Annotated in this window: 14 protein-coding genes; 7 read left to right on the top strand and 7 right to left on the bottom strand. The window is 60.5% G+C overall.

Going from position 1 to position 16,640, the window contains the following annotated elements; all coding sequences use genetic code 11:
• Nucleotides 1-86: 86 nt before the first annotated feature.
• On the bottom strand, nucleotides 87-1,217 hold the full coding sequence (locus J2X24_RS01420) for a cell wall hydrolase (protein ID WP_245344356.1): 1,131 nt from the start codon (nucleotides 1,215-1,217) through the stop codon (nucleotides 87-89).
• Nucleotides 1,218-1,896: 679 nt separating this feature from the next.
• Between J2X24_RS01420 and uvrB the strand changes: the two genes are divergently transcribed.
• Nucleotides 1,897-4,062: an excinuclease ABC subunit UvrB gene (uvrB, locus tag J2X24_RS01415; RefSeq protein ID WP_209715501.1), complete on the top strand. Its 2,166-nt coding sequence runs from the start codon at nucleotides 1,897-1,899 to the stop codon at nucleotides 4,060-4,062.
• Here uvrB and J2X24_RS01410 read toward each other — a convergent pair.
• On the bottom strand, nucleotides 4,059-5,207 hold the full coding sequence (locus J2X24_RS01410) for a helix-turn-helix domain-containing protein (RefSeq protein ID WP_209715498.1): 1,149 nt from the start codon (nucleotides 5,205-5,207) through the stop codon (nucleotides 4,059-4,061). The two genes, uvrB and J2X24_RS01410, sit on opposite strands and share 4 nt — an antisense overlap.
• Nucleotides 5,208-5,352: 145 nt before the next feature.
• Between J2X24_RS01410 and J2X24_RS01405 the strand changes: the two genes are divergently transcribed.
• The 3 genes from J2X24_RS01405 to J2X24_RS01395 all read left to right on the top strand — a co-directional run bounded on the left by J2X24_RS01405 (nucleotide 5,353) and on the right by J2X24_RS01395 (nucleotide 7,393).
• Nucleotides 5,353-5,793 carry a hypothetical protein gene (locus J2X24_RS01405; protein ID WP_209715495.1) on the top strand — a complete coding sequence of 147 codons (441 nt, stop codon included), beginning with the start codon at nucleotides 5,353-5,355 and terminating at the stop codon, nucleotides 5,791-5,793.
• 412 nt (nucleotides 5,794-6,205) lie between these two features.
• Nucleotides 6,206-6,667: a hypothetical protein gene (locus J2X24_RS01400; RefSeq protein ID WP_245344355.1), complete on the top strand. Its 462-nt coding sequence runs from the start codon at nucleotides 6,206-6,208 to the stop codon at nucleotides 6,665-6,667.
• 234 nt (nucleotides 6,668-6,901) lie between these two features.
• Nucleotides 6,902-7,393: a DUF3617 domain-containing protein gene (locus J2X24_RS01395; RefSeq protein ID WP_209715492.1), complete on the top strand. Its 492-nt coding sequence runs from the start codon at nucleotides 6,902-6,904 to the stop codon at nucleotides 7,391-7,393.
• A gap of 101 nt (nucleotides 7,394-7,494) precedes the next feature.
• On the opposite strand, the gene J2X24_RS01390 is transcribed toward J2X24_RS01395, so the two are convergent.
• Both J2X24_RS01390 and J2X24_RS01385 read right to left on the bottom strand, forming a co-directional pair.
• Entirely contained in the window at nucleotides 7,495-7,887 is a 393-nt protein-coding gene (locus J2X24_RS01390) for a hypothetical protein (RefSeq protein ID WP_209715490.1), read from the bottom strand.
• Between the two features lie 108 nt (nucleotides 7,888-7,995).
• Entirely contained in the window at nucleotides 7,996-8,532 is a 537-nt protein-coding gene (locus J2X24_RS01385) for a 6-carboxytetrahydropterin synthase (protein WP_209715487.1), read from the bottom strand.
• A 174-nt stretch (nucleotides 8,533-8,706) separates the two neighbouring features.
• Here J2X24_RS01385 and J2X24_RS01380 point away from each other — a divergent pair, with 174 nt between their 5' ends.
• The 3 genes from J2X24_RS01380 (at nucleotide 8,707) to J2X24_RS01370 (ending at nucleotide 13,518) form a co-directional block, all read left to right on the top strand.
• Nucleotides 8,707-10,479 (top strand): DUF1800 domain-containing protein, encoded by a 1,773-nt coding sequence (locus J2X24_RS01380; RefSeq protein ID WP_245344354.1) that lies wholly within the window; start codon nucleotides 8,707-8,709, stop codon nucleotides 10,477-10,479.
• Nucleotides 10,480-10,486: 7 nt separating this feature from the next.
• Nucleotides 10,487-12,034 (top strand): DUF1501 domain-containing protein, encoded by a 1,548-nt coding sequence (locus J2X24_RS01375; RefSeq protein ID WP_209715484.1) that lies wholly within the window; start codon nucleotides 10,487-10,489, stop codon nucleotides 12,032-12,034.
• Nucleotides 12,035-12,126: 92 nt separating this feature from the next.
• Complete coding sequence (locus J2X24_RS01370) at nucleotides 12,127-13,518, top strand: DUF4062 domain-containing protein (protein ID WP_209715482.1); 1,392 nt, start codon at nucleotides 12,127-12,129, stop codon at nucleotides 13,516-13,518.
• A gap of 20 nt (nucleotides 13,519-13,538) precedes the next feature.
• Here J2X24_RS01370 and J2X24_RS01365 read toward each other — a convergent pair whose 3' ends face one another.
• From J2X24_RS01365 to J2X24_RS01355, 3 genes are all read right to left on the bottom strand, one after another.
• Nucleotides 13,539-13,919 (bottom strand): EF-hand domain-containing protein, encoded by a 381-nt coding sequence (locus tag J2X24_RS01365; RefSeq protein ID WP_209716412.1) that lies wholly within the window; start codon nucleotides 13,917-13,919, stop codon nucleotides 13,539-13,541.
• A 157-nt stretch (nucleotides 13,920-14,076) separates the two neighbouring features.
• Complete coding sequence (fba, locus tag J2X24_RS01360) at nucleotides 14,077-15,132, bottom strand: class II fructose-bisphosphate aldolase (RefSeq protein ID WP_209715479.1); 1,056 nt, start codon at nucleotides 15,130-15,132, stop codon at nucleotides 14,077-14,079.
• 287 nt (nucleotides 15,133-15,419) lie between these two features.
• Nucleotides 15,420-16,616, bottom strand: a complete 1,197-nt coding sequence (locus J2X24_RS01355; protein ID WP_209715476.1) for a phosphoglycerate kinase — start codon at nucleotides 16,614-16,616, stop codon at nucleotides 15,420-15,422.
• Nucleotides 16,617-16,640 lie beyond the last annotated feature (24 nt).

Raw genomic sequence — 16,640 nt, 5'->3', positions numbered from 1 at the left:
GACCGACATCGGTGTCCCATTGCCTGGAATGAAATAAAAAGCCCGGCGCGATGGCCGGGCTTTGATACGAATCGGTCGGTGTGATCTTACTGCGTGCCACCTTCGGGGCGCAGCGCTACTTCCGCGACGATTTCCTGGGCGGACTTGCCGGTGATGACAGTCTTGACCGGGATGGCCTTGGCTTGACTCTGGGCGGCGTCCGCCTTGTTGACCGCCGAGACCAGCTGGGCGCGGGCTTCGCCTGTCGGCGCGGTCGTTGCGGGTGTCGCCGCCGGAGCAGCCGTTACCTGCGCCGCGTTCAAGGCGTCGCTCGGCTTGACCGTTTCGGTCGTGCTGGCCTGGACCAGCACCGCCGGAGACTCTGAGGTCTGAACGGACTCGAGGCTGTTGTCGATGCGCGAGCCACGGCCGCGGAACTGGTAGAAGACATGGCTGCCGACCGTGCCGACGCGGACCATGGTGTTGGACCAGCCCGGCGCGACATAGGTGGCGTGGAAGTGGGTGGCGGTGCCGACCGACTTCATGACGTAGCCTTCCAGCGCGGCGGCGGCGACTTCGCGCGAGCGGCGCCAGTTATAGGCTTCCACCGGACGGCCCATCATGCCGTTGCAGGTAAAGCTGAACTGGCACGAGATGCGGCGGTTGGCGCCCTGGTAGACGACACCGCAGATCGACTTCGGGAAGGCCGGATGGCGGACGCGGTTGAGAATGACCTGGGCGACGGCGCGCATGCCGTCGATGCCTTCGCCGCGCGCTTCGTAGTAAACGGCCTGGGCCAGGCAGTCCGAATCGTTCTGGCTGGCCTTCTTGAAGACCATGGCGGCGGCGGGACGCACCGAGGCGACCAGCGGGGTCGTCTTGAGCGCGGCAAGCGGCGAGGCCGGAACGGTTTCGCTGGCGCGGACCACCAGGCCCTTCTGCGAACGGATGTCTTCGGACACGCGCATGGCGGCCAGGGTCGGCGCGGTCGCCGAAGCTTCCGCGGCACCGCCGGACATGCCGCCGTATGGGGCGAAGCGCGTGGCGATGCCAAGCGCGGTTTGATTCAAAGGCGCGATGCCCAGGGCCGAAGACGGCGAAACGTCGCCGTTCAGTTCGGTCATTTGCAAGACGCGGGCGGCATTGCTGCTGGCGTCGGCCTGACGCGCAAGGCGGCCGCCGAGATAGGCCGCGCCCGCGGACGCGCCAACCAGCAGGCCTATGGAAGATGCTGCCATAAGGGCGCGCATCCGGTAGCGCGCCATGGTTATCGAGCTCAACGCTGTCTATCCTGTGTGACGAGGGCAAAAGAGGCCCCCCGGAAAGGCATCCGGAGAATGAATCCGTCATTTCTCCAGATCGGGTAGCCGGACAGGACAAGGGTGGCAAACCTCGTCTCTCTGGGCCCGGCAAGTCCGGCTCTTACGGGCCAATTGTGGCGAAAATGTGTTCAGTTATGGTTAACAAGATGTTAGCTATAGTTGTTTGGTATTTTATCGGCTCTTTATGCAAGCACATGCAGAGCGTTTGTGACAGTCATTCGCACATATATTGACATGTTTTCGCCAGTATTTGATATTTAATCTATACGGACTTTCTCAACGTTATTATTTCCGAAAACACTATAGTCATTTCGCTCTTCAGTTAAAACTCAATTTAAGAAACCGTTAAGGAAGCATTTCGACCGCATTTTTACCAGAACGGAAACCGAAGCCGATCGGGTTACGATTTTAAGCGACTGAATCGTGGTGAAAAATCCGGAAAGACCGGCGACGGCGCTGACAAGTTTTGGCGTGGCCGGGTGGCAGGGTAATGGTTAAGCTGCCGCAAGGGCAGGGTGGGGCTCAAATTTTTTTGATTTCCACAGGCATGCGCTTGCCTCTTTCAATTTTTTGCTCCGTCCTTATGTTGCCGTTCATGCCCCGTTCCGCACCGCCTTCCGGCTTCTCCGACAATTCCGGCGCTTTCATCGCCGACTTTACTCCCATGGCAGCGACCTGGGTGCCGCACCGGCCCGTGCGCCCCGACAAGTCCGAAGGCGGCCGCAAGTTCCGGCTGGCCGCGCCCTATGAGCCGGCGGGCGACCAGCCGACCGCCATCGCCGAACTGCTGCAGGGGATCGAGGCGCGCGAGCACGACCAGGTCCTGCTGGGGGTCACGGGCTCGGGCAAGACCTTCACCATGGCCAAGATCATCGAGCAGACCCAGCGGCCGGCCCTCATCCTGGCGCACAACAAGACACTGGCGGCGCAGCTCTATTCGGAGTTCAAGGCCTTCTTTCCCGACAACGCGGTCGAGTATTTCGTCTCCTACTACGACTACTACCAGCCCGAAGCCTACGTCCCGCGCACCGACACATATATAGAGAAGGACTCGTCGATCAACGAACAGATCGACCGCATGCGCCACTCGGCGACGCGGGCGATCCTCGAGCGCGACGACGTCATCGTCGTGGCGTCGGTCTCGTGTATCTACGGCATCGGTTCGGTCGAGACCTACACGGCCATGACCTTCGACCTGAAGGTCGGCCAGACGATCGACGAGGCGCAGCTGCGCGCCGACCTGGTGGCGCTGCAATACAAGCGCAACGACCAGGCGTTCGAACGCGGCACCTTCCGCCGGCGCGGCGACGTCATCGAGATATTCCCGGCGCACTACGAGGATCGGGCCTGGCGTATCAATATGTTCGGCGACGAGATCGAGTCGATCTCCGAATTCGACCCGCTGACCGGCAAGAAGATTGTCGACCTGCGCGATCTGAAGGTCTATGCCGCCAGCCACTATGTGACGCCGCGCCCGACCCTCAACCAGGCGGTCGATCGCATCAAGGCCGAACTGAAGACGCGCCTGGAGCAGTTGCACGCCGAGGGCAAGCTTCTGGAAGCGCAGCGCCTGGAGCAACGCACCACCTTCGACATCGAAATGATGCAGGCGACGGGTTCGTGCGCCGGCATCGAAAACTATTCGCGCTACCTGACCGGGCGCGGTCCGGGCGAGCCGCCACCGACCTTCTTCGAATACCTGCCCGACAATGCCCTGCTGTTCGTCGATGAAAGCCACGTCTCGGTATCGCAGATCGGCGGCATGTATCGCGGCGACTATGCGCGCAAGTCGGTCCTGGCCGAATACGGTTTCCGCCTGCCGTCGTGCATCGACAACCGCCCGCTGAAGTTCGAGGAATGGGACGCCATGCGGCCCCAGTCGATCTATGTGTCGGCGACGCCTGGCAACTGGGAGCTGGAGCGGACCTCCGGCGTCTTTGCTGAACAGGTCATCCGCCCGACCGGCCTGATAGACCCGCCGGTCGAGATCCGCCCGGTGCACAAGGACGGCTTCAACCAGGTCGATGACGTCATCGCCGAGGTTCGAGAGGTCGCCAAGCACGGCTACCGCTCGCTGGTCACCGTGCTGACCAAGAAGATGGCCGAGAACCTGACCGACTATATGCACGAGCAGGGCGTCCGCGTCCGCTACATGCACTCCGATGTCGATACGCTTGAGCGGATCGAGATCATCCGCGACCTGCGCCTGGGCGCCTTCGATGTGCTAATCGGCATCAACCTGCTGCGCGAAGGCCTCGACATTCCGGAATGCGGCTTTGTCGCCATCCTCGACGCCGACAAGGAAGGATTCCTGCGTTCGGAAACCTCGCTGATCCAGACGATCGGCCGGGCGGCGCGGAACGTCGACGGCCGCGTCATCCTCTATGCCGACAAGATGACCGGCTCTATGGAGCGGGCGATCGCCGAAACCAACCGCCGCCGCGAGAAGCAACAGGCCTACAATGCCGAACATGGCATCACGCCGGAATCGGTCAAGCGCGGCATCAGCGACATCCTCGACAGCCCGTACGAAAAGGGCGACCGCGTCCAGGTGCCGATGGGCGTGGCCGAAAAGGACGCCAAGCCGTTCATGGGCTCGAACTTCCAGGCGACGCTCAAGGACCTTGAGGCCAAGATGCGCGAGGCCGCCGGCAATCTGGAGTTCGAGACCGCCGCCCGGCTGCGCGACGAGATCAAGCGGCTCAAGCTGCTCGACCTGGAGTTCGCCAAGGATATGCTGGACGGCGCCCAGCCGAATTAGGACTTCTCTTTATACTGGACGGGCGTGACGCCGGTCGTCGCCTTGAAGGCCTTGTAGAAGGCGGACTTCGAGTTGAAGCCGACCTCGAGCGCGATATCGAGCACCGTCCGATCACTTGTCCGGATCAGGGGCTGGGCGGCTTCGACGCGCCAGCGATTGACATAGGCGAAGAAGTTTTCGCCCAGAGTCTCGTTCAGGGTCTGGGAGATGGTGTTGGGGGCGACCGCGATATGCGCCGCCAGCTTCTGCAGGGACAGGTTGGGATCGAGAAACAGCCGGTCCTCGCGCATGGCGGCTTCAATGCGGCTGGCGACGCGCCGGGCCTGTTCGGGGCCAAGCGCGGATTTCTGATATTTCTGCTGAGGCGTTTTGGGCGCCGCCGGAGTTTCGGGTTCGGGCAGGTAGCGGCCCGCGAAGCCGGGGCTTTGCCGCAGCCCACAGACGGCAAAGGCCCAGAAGGCCATCAGGCCCAGACCGTGAAGCCAGGCGGGAGATATCAGCGCGACGTTGATGGTGCTGTCGAGAATGACCTGGATCAGGGCCAGTCCCCAGATGATCGCCATGATCATAACAAGCACGCTGACCCAGCGAAGCTCCCTCTGGTCGTTATTGGCAAAGAGGTCCATCAGCCGCAGGCGATAACGGGCGAGGCGGCGGAGAAGGCGCCAGCCATAGGCGACGGTCTGGCCTATCCAGGTCAGGACCAGTGCGAATATGAAGACAGCGGTGAACAGGGCGAAAGGTAAGGGCACCATTTCACCGCGCACCAGCATGGCATCGCGCTCTGCCGCCGGCAGGGCGATGACGCATAGCAGGGCCAGGACGCCAAGTGCGGCCGGTATGGCGTGCCAGGCGTGACGGCGCCGGGGATGCCACGGTGTCTCCGCCGTCAGCGCCTCGACATAGAGCCATAGCGCCGGTGCCATGCCCAGGTGCGCTGGCAGGCTGAGGGCGGTGAAGAGCGGCGCGGCTGAGGGAAACAGCTCCGCCACCGGCTGCGGGAGGGCGATCATAAGCGCGGCGACGAATACGGCCGCGAGCGGCAGGTCAGCGGGGCCGCGTGAACGCATCAGGAGCAGGCTAAGGCAGAGCGCGGCCTGACCCAGGGCCATCGCCATCGTGATGAGAATCACCGCCTCCTGCATGCTGTTTCCTCTGCTTTTTCAACCCATAGCATTTTTTGCGAGCCTGTCAGGTCCTGGCGGGTTCTCGCCTGCAGGGAAGGACGACGCCAGTCGCATGTTGTGCTGTTTGGCCGGTGGATCATGTCATCGACAAAGGGAGGCAATCATGACCGCTGACAATAAACCGGGGGCGCCTTGGCATTTCTGGGCCGTGGCCCTCGTCCTGGTACTGTGGAACGGGCTGGCGACGTTCGACTATGTTTCGAGCGTCGTGCAGGGCGACGCCTATTATGAGTCATCCGGCATGACGGCGGCGCAGGTGGCCTATTTCAACACACTGCCTATATGGGTAACCGTGGCCTGGACGGTTTCGGTATGGGGAGCGCTGGCGGGGGGCGTCGCATTCCTGTTCCGTCGCAAGCTCGCAGGCCTTCTGCTGGGCGTCGCCACGGCGGGCACGGCCGCTTACGTTTTTCATGCCTATGCCCTGTCGGACGGGCGCGCCGCCATGGGGGTAATGTGGCCAATGCCGGCGATTGTCACGGTGATTCTGGCCTGTCTTGTCGGGTATGTGGCCTTGCTGGCGCGCCAGGGCATTGTGCGGTAAGACGAACGGTGTTTTTATTTCCCCATTTTGGGAATTGATTGATCGCGAATTTGCGACAAATTTGTGTGCACTGGTTAACACCCAGATTAACCAAGGCGTTGCGAAGGGTGAAAAGTTTCCGGAAAATTGGAAGAAAGTGTTGCGTACAGGTTTCAATCCATACGCAACCGCACCCCAAACGCGCGAATTACGGCCTATTTGGACATATTCATACTGGATTTTTATATCAAATCGCGCGACCTTAACCTCACGAAAGCGCGACTGGCCCGGCCTGTGCATCCCATGCACCAGGCAGGCCGGCGGTGTCTCGAAATAAATCGATTATTAACCGTGACTTTTTAGTCTGGTCTTAATCATCGGGCAACACTTGCGCGGCGTTTTGAACGGGCGCTGAGCCAACTGGGGTGAATGGATGCGTAGGACTAGACTGAATGTGGTGCCGCCCGTCTCTAAAGAGATCGCTCTGGGGCCCGTGATCAACGGCACGAACGGCGTGAATGGCGTCAACGGAGCCATGAACGGCGCCAAGAACGGAAGCGGTGACAAGATGGTCAGCCTGCCCGCGCAGATGGCGGCGACCGCCGTGGCGACGCACAAGCTCGTCGGCGAAGAGATCGTCACCTCGGTGGCCACCGCGCCGCGCGAAACCCGCACCCAGCGCGTCAAGCGCCTGCAGGAAGAGGCGCGTGCCCTGGCGCGTGAGCAGATCGGCGAGTTCGAACTGCTGCTCGACGCCACGGCCAAGATGGCGACGGAAATCGCCGACGGCGGCGAAGTCTACTCGATCGGCGCGCGTGAAATCTGCCGCCGTCTGGCCGACGAACTGCCGCGTACCCTGCAAACCCTGCAGGTCATTTCCAAGAAAAAGAACTAAGGACCATCCCTGAATTTCCCTGTGGACGACTGCCTGTTCGCGGTCGTTCACGCGGAAATGTGACTGGAGTGGACTCAAGCATTCCCCTACCTCTAGCTTCCACTTTCAGGGGAATCCGCTATGTCCAAGACCGTTTACCGGTCAGCGTTTTGTTGCGTCCTTGCCGTCACAGCCATGGCTGGCGGATGCGGGAAGAAGCCCGAACCCCCTAAAAAATCAGAACCCGTCAGGGTGATGTCCGCCGTCAGCGTCGCGCCGCGCCCGATGCAGGTCCTGCCGGCGCGTCAGCCGGGACTGTGGGAAACATCAGTGCGCGAAGATGGCAGCGACGACGTCCAGACCCTGCAAATCTGCATCGACGGGGCGACCGATGCCCGTCTGGGCCTGCGCGGCAATGACCTGGGTGGCGACCGCTGCGGGCCGAAGTCGATCAGCCGTATCGACGCGGACAGCTGGAAGGTGATGACGACCTGCCGGGTCCCGGACGGCGGCGCGGAGGCCTATTCCGGAACCTTCACGGGCGATTTCGCCACGGCCTACACCATGAAGCTGCGCGTCCAGACGACCGGCGCCGCCATACCGCAGATGAACCGCGTGACAAACTACATCATCGAGTCGAAGCGGACCGGCGACTGCAAGCCGGACCAGGCGCCCGGCGACGTGACCAATGACGGCGTCACGGTCAACCTGTTCGAAATGGAAGGCGGCAAGGCGCCGCGTCCCTAGAGCATGATGCGTTTAATTCGGACCGCCATATCGCTCTAGATTTTGTTTTGTCGCGATATTCGCCAAAAACCGCTGCACACTTTTTGGCATATCGCTCTAGCTTAGACCATCCAGCTTTTCGGGTTGGGGTGGGGCCGGTGGTAGAGCAGGTGATTGAAGCCGGTCACGCAGCGGCCGGCCAGGTAGATGAGCGGGACCAGGACCAGGGCCAGCGACAGGATCTGGTTGCTGATGCCCTGGGCGCGCAGGACAAGGCCGACGACGAAGCAGATGACAATGGGCGCGACCCCCAGCCAGAAGGTTCGGCGCTGGAATACATAGTGGCTTTTCAGCCAGTCGGGCGCGTCGTCCTCGCGGAAGCTGGCGATCAGGAGCGCGATAATGCCGGTCAAACCAAACGTCAGCACCATCAGGAACAGCAGCAGATAATTAAGGAACACGATCTTACGCGGATCGGCGAGAAATGGCGGATTGGCGGGCGCGGGCTTGCTCATGGGACTCGGACGCAGTGATGATGGTTGAGCCTAGCCTGAGCGCGCCATACTGCATAGCCGCAATTACATAACGGGCATAAAGGGTGCCGGATCGGTCACACCTGGATATCAGGCGTCCGCCGGCACGAGATCATTGAGGCTGAGGTCGGGACGGTGGCACCATTCCCCCAGCCGGATCGGGCAGGCGGCGATGTCGCCGGATGTCAGGATGACGCTGTTGGTCGGCGTTTCCTCGATCTCGAAACGCACGCATTCGAAGGCCGGCAGATGGACGGCCAGTATGGCGTTGAGCTTCATGTAGAGCGCCGTGGCGACGGCTTCGGTCGTAGGATCGCCCTGGATGATCAGCAGGCGCGGCAGCAGTTCCGGCTCATGCATCTGAAAATAGCCGATCATCGGGTCGTCGTGGCCCAGCTGGAAGGCATGATCGAGCGCATCATCGACGAAGCCGTGCCAGTGGCGCTTCATGTCGGCGAAGCTGGCGGCGTAATTGGACGCGCCCCAATCGACACCGCGTGCCTCCGCCCTGGGTTTCAGGTCGACGGTCACGAACTCATTGTGGCCGTGCGGCGTCATGCACTTCGAATTGCGGTCGAAGCGCAGGCGATGGGCCATGGAAAAGCGGCGTTTGAACTGGATGAGCATGTCGCGCCTTCAACAGCAAAGCGCCGGGCGAGTCAATCCGCACAAAGGGGCGGCAGATGCGAAACAAACACGTAGTTAGCGCGTGATTCGCCACCTGACGAAATCGTTAATTCATATTCCTGTGATACCGATTATATAAAGAAACTGTAAGCGGGGGCGTTTATGGCGAGTATCATGCGTACGAGTGCAGTTTTGCGTAAGGCCGGGCGTACTATCGGCAAGCTGATGCGACGGAAAGAGGTCGCAACGGCAATTTCTTTGTCCAGCACGGCCCTGCTGACCGCCTGTGGCGGCGGAGGGGGCGGCGGTTCCTCCGGAGGCGGGGGCGGAGGCGGTGGCGTGACGCCGCCACCCGTTATCGTCAGGCCGACCCAGGCCGAGGCCAGCCGTTTTCTCATGCAGGCCAGCTTCGGCGCCACCGACGCCGACATTACCGCCATCACCACCACGACCTTTTCCGACTGGATCGCGGCGCAGGTCGCCATGTCCGCGGGGACGCCGCACCTTGCCTGGATGGACCGCCGCCTGGCGGAAATCCGCGCCGCCAATCCTTCGTCGAACGTCAGCGCCAGCCAGTTCTACGAAAGCTTCTGGAGCCTCGCCGCATCGGCGCCGGATCAGTTGCGTCAGCGTGTCAAGTTCGCCCTGTCGGAAATCTTTGTCATTTCGTTCGCCTCGGATACCGAAGATCCGCGCGGCAATGCCTCATATTATGACATGCTGGGCAAACACGCATTCGGCAACTTCCGCGACCTGCTGGAGGACGTAACCTATCACCCGGCCATGGGCCTGTACCTGACCTATCGCGGCAACCAGAAGGAAGACACCCGGACCGGGCGCAATCCCGACCAGAACTACGCCCGGGAAATCATGCAGCTGATGACCATCGGCCTGTATCTGCTGAATAACGATGGAACACTGAAGAACGACCTGTTCGGCAACGCCCAGCCTACCTATGGCCAGAACGACATCGACGGCCTTGCCAAGGTCTTTACCGGACTGAGCTGGTATCATCCGACGCCGACCAATTCGACCTTCAGCGGCGGCTCAAAGGACGACGATCGCCATATCCGGCCAATGATCGCCTATAACAACTACCATTCGATATCGGCCAAGAGCTTCCTCGGTACAAATATTCCCGCCACCACCACGGCCGATACGGTCGGCGACGTTAAAACCGCCCTCGATACCCTGTTCAACCATCCGAATGTCGGCCCGTTCATCGGAAAGCAGCTGATCCAGCGCCTGGTGACGTCGAACCCCAGCCCGGCCTATGTCGGTCGCGTCGCCGCCACCTTCAACAACAACGGTTCGGGTGTGCGCGGCGATATGGCCGCCGTCGTCCGGGCCATCCTGCTCGACAGCGAGGCGCGTTCGGCAGGCGACGCCGCCTATGGCAAGCTTAAGGAGCCGATCGTGCGCCTGGCCAACTGGATGCGCACCTTCGAAGCGGCCTCGCAGAGCGGCAACTGGCTTCTGAGCGCGACGTCGGCGCCGACCTCGCTGGGGCAATCGCCCCTGACTTCGCCGTCCGTGTTCAACTTCTATCGTCCGGGCTATGTGCCGACCCGCTCGGCTCTTGGCACCAAGGGCCTGCTGGCGCCGGAATTCCAGGCGACCGACGAGGTCTCGGTGGCGGGCTATATCAACACCATGCAGGCCGCCGTCGGCTCCGGCATCGGCAGCGGAAACGATATCCGGTCCGCCTACAGCAAGGAAGTCGCCCTGGCCACGGACGTCCCGGCGCTGCTGGACCGTCTCAACCTGGTGCTTTACGCCGGCACACAATCGGCCGGCCTGCGATCCAAAATCAGCGCCGCCGTCACCGGGATCACCATTCCCGGCGGCACGGCCAGCCAGTCGCAGATCGATACGGCCAAGCTCAACCGCGTCAAGCTGGCTGTCTTTCTCAGCCTGGCTTCGCCCGAATACATCGCGCAACGGTAATTTATCCATGACCGCTCATCTCGATCGCCGCGAATTCCTTCGCATGTCCGGCGGCTTGGCCGGCCTGACCACCGCCGCCGGCTTCGGCCTGCAGATGGCCGCGGCCGGTTCCGCCGCCGCGGCTACGGCCAATGACTACCGGGCGCTGGTCTGCGTCTTCATGTATGGCGGCAACGACGCCAACAATATGGTGCTGCCGACCGACAGCGACTCCTGGGGGCGGTATTTCTCCGCCCGCAACCAGGGCACGGACCCGATCGCGCTGATGCCTGTCGGGACGCCGGTCACGCCGGTCGGACAGGTCAACGCCGTCACAGGCCGGACGTCGCAACTGGACCGGCCGGAAGGCTGGGGCGGCGTCCTGCCGATCGTGCCCCTGACGGCCCAGGCTGTTCCTGCCGGAACCTCGGCCTTGACCCGCACCTTTGCCCTGCATCCGGCGATGGCGCCGGTGCAGGACCTGTTCAATGCCGGGCGGCTGGCGGTGCTAGCCAATGTCGGCACCCTGATCAATCCGGTGACCAAGGCGCAGTACAAGGCGAGGAGCGTTCCCCTGCCGGCCAGCCTCTATTCGCACAACGATCAGCAGTCGACCTGGCAGGCAGGCGCGACCGAGGGCGCGCGGCTGGGCTGGGGTGGGCAGATGGGCGACCTCCTGGCCAGCCAGAACGGCGTCAACACCATCTTCACCGCGATTACTGCGACCGGAACCGCCGTCTTTCTGTCCGGGCGCAATGTCATCCAGTATCCGCTCAGCACCACGACGACGCCGGCCATAGCGGTCAACGGCGTCTCGGCCGGCAACCTGTTCGGATCGACGTCCGCGCCCGCAGCGCTCAAGGACATCATCATGGACATGAGCGCGTCCAGCGACTTCGCCAATGACTACGCCGCGATCACCGGCCGTTCGGTCGGGGCGGCGGCAACGGTCAACAGCGTGTTCAGCCAGACCGTGGTGACCGACATTCCGTCACCGCCCGTCTATACCAATCCGACGCGGAACACGACCGAGACCAATGCGCTGGCCATGCAGTTGCGGACCGTGGCGCGCATGATTGCAGCCGGCCCGACCTTCGGCCTGAAGCGCCAGGTCTTCCTGGTCAGCGCCGGAGGCTTCGACACCCACGACAGCCAGAACCGCGACCAGCCGAACAACCTGGCCAAGCTGGCCCAGGCGCTGAAATATTTCGATGACATACTGGCCAATATCGGTGGCGCCGACATGCGCGCCAATGTGACGACCTTTACGGCGTCCGACTTCTCGCGCACCTTCAACACCAATGGCGACGGTACCGACCACGCCTGGGGCGGCCACCACCTGATCATGGGCGGCGCGGTCAGGGGGCAGGACATGTACGGCCAGTTCCCGACGGTCGGCATGGATATCAACGGCTTCGACAATCCCGACATGGTCGGCAGCGCCTTCGTGCCGACGACCTCGGTCGATCAGTACGCTGCGACGCTGGGCGCGTGGTTCGGGGTCGACAACAGTGACCTCAACACCATATTCCCGAACCTGCGCAACTTCAGCACGGCCAATTTGGGGTTCGTATAAAGCCGCTTACTAATTGATCCACATCGCAATTTATCGTTGAAACTTGCGAGCATTTTGTTACGCCTGTCGTGTAGCGGGAGGCAAGCGGCGTTATGCCCAAACAGATTACGCAATATCGCATCTTCGTTGGCTCGCCAGGAGGGCTGCAAGCTGAACGTAAAAAGTTTCGGGACCGGTTGCAAAAATGCTCCTCCGATCATGGCTTAGCACGTGATGTTTTATTTCACCCAGTTGGCTGGGAGGATACAATTGGAGGTGTTGGCCGTCCCCAAGCTTTGATTAATGATGATCTGAGGACGTGTGATTTCGCGGTCTTTGTTTTTCATGACAGATGGGGGTCTAAGACCGGGAACAGCGACAAATGTGGTACCGAAGAAGAGTGGGAGCTGGCTGAGCAGCTTTATGAAACCGCTCAGATTCGTAACATTGCGCTCTTCTTTAAAGCCGTTGATCCAGGAAAGTGTGCCGATCCTGGAGAGCAATTAACGCCTGTTCTAAGGTTCCGGCAGAAAATTATTGATAGCAAGCGATACCTCTTTCGTGACTACCAAACGCTCGAAGAATTTGCGGATGTGTTAGACAGCCATTTGGCAAAATGGCTAGAAATGCATGATGCCAAAGGTAATAGTTCTGCTCTAGCGGATGTACCGCCTTCTGATTTGCCTCGGCTTTCTCAGGCTGATCCAGGGTTTGCTTTTTGGATGTCAGAAGCAAAGAAACTTTTGCCTCCAGATGGGAACGCTGCTGAAGCAGCGTTAATTTTTGCGTCTCGTGCGGTTGCCGTCGCTAAAACCAAGCTTGAGTGGGCGGAGGCTGAGCATCTTCATGGTCGGGCGTTGTGTGAAACGGGCGCTCTTACAGAAGGAATGGCTGCATTTACAGGAATCGTCGAACGATTCTCCGATTCGAACGAGCCGGAGGAGCAAATATGGAGAGCCAAAGCGTTAGGAAATAAAGGTATAACGTTAGGTCGGCTTGCTCGTTCGGAAGAAGAATTAAACGCGTACAATGAAGTGATTGTGCGCTATGGTGCCTCGAGTGACCCCACGTTGCGTGAGCAAGTATGTAAAGTGCTTTTTAACAAGGCATGCATGTACGGGCAGGCGAAAAATTCTAATGAGGCCGTTTCTGTATTTGATGACTTGATAGCCAACTTTGGATCGTCTTCTGAAGCAAACTTGCAGAGTATTGTTGCTAAAAGCTTTGTTAATAAAGCAGTTGCGCTTAGACACCTAGATCGAAATGATGAAGCAATAAGTGCTTGTGACAGCATGATCGCGCGCTTTGGACTCACGACTGACTCATCCTTCGATGAGGTGTTCGCACGGGCTGCTGCTAATAAAGGCTTAGCATTACAAAAATTAGGTCGTCAAAAAGAAGCAATAAAAGTGTATAGCGAAGCAATAGTGCGGTTCAAAAACACTAAAGATGACGGCGCTAAAGAAATGATAAAAGCAATTCGAAAGTTCAAAAGCCGGCGATAACGCCGGCTTTTGTGCATCAATTAATGATGTGCCTTCCACATGGCCATCATCTCGTCCTTGGACAGGCTATTGTCCTTGTTCGTGTCGGCCGCCGTGAACTTTTCCTCGCCTGCGGCGTTAAATTCGTCGCGGCTGACCGAGCCGTCGTTGTTGGAGTCCTTCATATCCAGCTTCTTCGCCGACATTTCGGTTGCCGACAGCATGCCGTCACTGTTGGTGTCGGCGCCGGCGAACTTTTTATCCATGGCAGCCTTGTGTTCGTCATGGCTGATCATGCCATCCTTGTTGGTGTCCATCATCCCTATCTTGTGTCCCATGTCACCCTTATGGGCGTCATCGGCAAAGGCGGGCAGGGCGAGGGCGGCGCCAGCAAGGCAGGCGGCAATGAGCGCGGTTTTCATTGGGTATGTCCTGTCTGAAATAGTGGCCGGAAAGTTCGGCCAGCGACCTCTTAGGACGCCCCAAATCAAGGTTCGATAGGGATTTGCGCGCCATGCGCGCTTTTTTCGCGCAACAGGCGAGGCGGCGCGGCGATCAGGCACCGCCGCGCTTTATGAATCAGGCCTTTACGCTTTCGGCGGCGTAGAATTGGGCCATGGCGGTGAGGCCGACCGGCTTGATCTTGGGGGCCTGGCCGGCGGCGCCGAACTGTTCAAAGCGGTCCTCGCAGACCTTCTGCATCATGGCGTAGGCCGGCTTGAAATAGGTGCGCGGGTCGAAGACCGACGGTTGTTCCTTGAACACCTTGCGGATGCCGGCGGTGATGGCCAGGCGCAGGTCCGTGTCGATATTAATCTTGCGCACGCCCATCTTGATGGCCTTTTGCAGTTCCTCGACCGGAACGCCCCAGGTCTGGGGAATTTCGCCGCCGAACTCGTTGATCAGGTCCTGCAGTTCCTGCGGCACGGACGATGAGCCATGCATGACCAGGTGGGTGTTGGGCAGGCGCTTGTGGATTTCGGTGATGACGTTCATGGCCAGGACTTCGCCGTCCGGCTTGCGCGTGAACTTGTAGGCGCCGTGGCTGGTGCCCATGGCGATGGCGAGCGCGTCGACATTGGTCTTGGCTACGAAATCGACAGCCTGATCCGGATCGGTCAGCAGTTGCGAATGGTCGAGCACGCCTTCGGCGCCGTGGCCGTCCTCGGCTTCACCCATGCCGGTTTCCAGGCTGCCGAGCACGCCCAGTTCGCCCTCGACCGACACGCCGCAAGCATGGGCCATTTCGACGACCTTGGCGGTGACATCGACATTGTAGTCATAGTCGGCGGGGGTCTTGGCGTCGGCCTTCAGCGAGCCGTCCATCATGACCGAGGTGAAGCCATGCTGGATGGCGGAGGCGCAGGTCGCGACCGAGTTGCCGTGGTCCTGGTGCATGCACAGCGGAATTTCGGGGTAGATCTCGACCAGCGCGTTGATCATGCGCTTGAGCATCAGGTCGTTGGAATAGGCGCGGGCGCCGCGCGATGCCTGGATGATGACCGGCGACTGGACCTTGCGGGCGGCCTCCATGATGGCCAGGCCCTGTTCCATGTTGTTGATATTGAATGCCGGCATGCCGTAGCCGTTTTCGGCGGCGTGGTCCAACAGCTGACGCAAGCTGATACGAGCCATATAAATCTTCCCTCTTTTCTCGGCGCGCTTTGGTGGTCTGCAAACGCCCGTCTTCCTGCGTTCCGGTCCTCACGTAATCAAATACGCTCCGCTCCGGTACTCGGAAACCAGACATTTTCGACTCACCACAGGGCGCCTTTGGCTGTGGTAGACCTGCTGGATGTGGCCTCCAGTCAGATCCGGTGAATTTTTGCAGGCTTGGCCTTTTGACCTTTTTGCACCCGCGAAATGTAAATTTTAAATAGTGTTGTCGCTTCAGTCTACCGCCATGCAAGACCTGTACCGACCTATTTCTCCAATGCGGCTACACCCGGCAACGCCTTACCTTCCATCCATTCCAGGAAGGCCCCGCCGGCGGTCGAAACGAAGGTCATGTCCTCCGACACACCGGCATGGTTCAGCGCGGCCACGGTGTCGCCACCGCCTGCCACGGCGACCAGTTTACCGGATTTTGTTTGCGATGCAGCAAATTTCGCCGCGGCCACAGTGGCCGCATCGAAAGGTGGCAATTCGAACACACCCAAAGGTCCGTTCCAGATCAAGGTCTTTGACTCGGCCATGACCGATTTCAGTTGCTCGACCGTCTTTGGACCTGCGTCGAAGATCTTGTCTTCGGCGGACAGGGGCGCGTCGAGACCTTGCGTGCGGTTATTGGCATTGGCCTTGAATTCCTGGGCCACGACGACGTCCAACGGCAGCAGAATCTTGCAGCCCTTGGCCTCCGCCTCCTTCAGGATTTCCAGGGCGGTGTCCTTGAGGTCCTTTTCGCACAAGGAACCGCCAATGTCGTGGCCCTGAGCGAACAGGAAGGTGTTGGCCATCCCGCCGCCGATGGCCAGCGCGTTGAGCTTGGCGACAAGGTTCTTGAGCAGGTCGAGCTTGGTCGAGACCTTGGAGCCGCCGACAATACCCAGCGTCGGACGCTGCGGGTTACCGAGGGCGGCATCAAGCGCCTGCAGTTCACGCTTCATCGATTCACCGGCATAGGCGGGCAGCAAGTGCGCGACGCCTTCGGTCGAGGCGTGCGCGCGGTGGGCCGCCGAAAAGGCATCATTGACGTAGATGTCACCCAGCGCCGCCAGTTGCTTGGCGAATTCCGGATCGTTCTTTTCCTCGCCCGCATGGAAGCGGACGTTTTCGAGCAGGGCGACGCTGCCGGCCGGCAGCAGCTTCAAGAGGTCAGCGGCGTCCGGGCCGACGCAGTCCTTGGCGAAGCCGACCGTGACGCCCAGCAATTCCGACAGCGGGCCGGCAACGGGACGTAGCGACATTTCCGGCACGACCTTGCCCTTGGGGCGGTCGAAGTGGGCCAGAAGCGCCACCTTCGCGCCAAGCTTCACCAGTTTTTCGATCGTCGGGATGGCGACCTTCAGACGGGTATCGTCGGTGATGCGGCCATTTTCCATCGGTACGTTGAAGTCAACGCGCACCAGGGCGGTCTTGCCGGTCAGCGAGGTCAGATCGTCGAGGGTCTTGAAAGGCATGTACCGGCTCCTGCATGAAGTGTC

It is taken from the genome of Asticcacaulis solisilvae, from assembly GCF_017875235.1.
Classification (GTDB): domain Bacteria; phylum Pseudomonadota; class Alphaproteobacteria; order Caulobacterales; family Caulobacteraceae; genus Asticcacaulis; species Asticcacaulis solisilvae_A.
Note: the sequence above shows the minus strand (reverse complement) of the source record. Positions and strands in the feature narration are given on the sequence as shown.

What these genes read in the sequence shown, in the direction of transcription:
- J2X24_RS01420 (WP_245344356.1), bottom strand. Translation starts at nt 1,217, where the DNA reads ATGGCAGCATCTTCCATAGGCCTGCTGGTTGGCGCGTCCGCGGGCGCG.
- uvrB (WP_209715501.1), top strand. Translation starts at nt 1,897, where the DNA reads ATGCCCCGTTCCGCACCGCCTTCCGGCTTCTCCGACAATTCCGGCGCT.
- J2X24_RS01410 (WP_209715498.1), bottom strand. Translation starts at nt 5,207, where the DNA reads ATGCAGGAGGCGGTGATTCTCATCACGATGGCGATGGCCCTGGGTCAG.
- J2X24_RS01405 (WP_209715495.1), top strand. Translation starts at nt 5,353, where the DNA reads ATGACCGCTGACAATAAACCGGGGGCGCCTTGGCATTTCTGGGCCGTG.
- J2X24_RS01400 (WP_245344355.1), top strand. Translation starts at nt 6,206, where the DNA reads ATGCGTAGGACTAGACTGAATGTGGTGCCGCCCGTCTCTAAAGAGATC.
- J2X24_RS01395 (WP_209715492.1), top strand. Translation starts at nt 6,902, where the DNA reads ATGTCCGCCGTCAGCGTCGCGCCGCGCCCGATGCAGGTCCTGCCGGCG.
- J2X24_RS01390 (WP_209715490.1), bottom strand. Translation starts at nt 7,887, where the DNA reads ATGAGCAAGCCCGCGCCCGCCAATCCGCCATTTCTCGCCGATCCGCGT.
- J2X24_RS01385 (WP_209715487.1), bottom strand. Translation starts at nt 8,532, where the DNA reads ATGCTCATCCAGTTCAAACGCCGCTTTTCCATGGCCCATCGCCTGCGC.
- J2X24_RS01380 (WP_245344354.1), top strand. Translation starts at nt 8,707, where the DNA reads ATGCGTACGAGTGCAGTTTTGCGTAAGGCCGGGCGTACTATCGGCAAG.
- J2X24_RS01375 (WP_209715484.1), top strand. Translation starts at nt 10,487, where the DNA reads ATGACCGCTCATCTCGATCGCCGCGAATTCCTTCGCATGTCCGGCGGC.
- J2X24_RS01370 (WP_209715482.1), top strand. Translation starts at nt 12,127, where the DNA reads ATGCCCAAACAGATTACGCAATATCGCATCTTCGTTGGCTCGCCAGGA.
- J2X24_RS01365 (WP_209716412.1), bottom strand. Translation starts at nt 13,919, where the DNA reads ATGAAAACCGCGCTCATTGCCGCCTGCCTTGCTGGCGCCGCCCTCGCC.
- fba (WP_209715479.1), bottom strand. Translation starts at nt 15,132, where the DNA reads ATGGCTCGTATCAGCTTGCGTCAGCTGTTGGACCACGCCGCCGAAAAC.
- J2X24_RS01355 (WP_209715476.1), bottom strand. Translation starts at nt 16,616, where the DNA reads ATGCCTTTCAAGACCCTCGACGATCTGACCTCGCTGACCGGCAAGACC.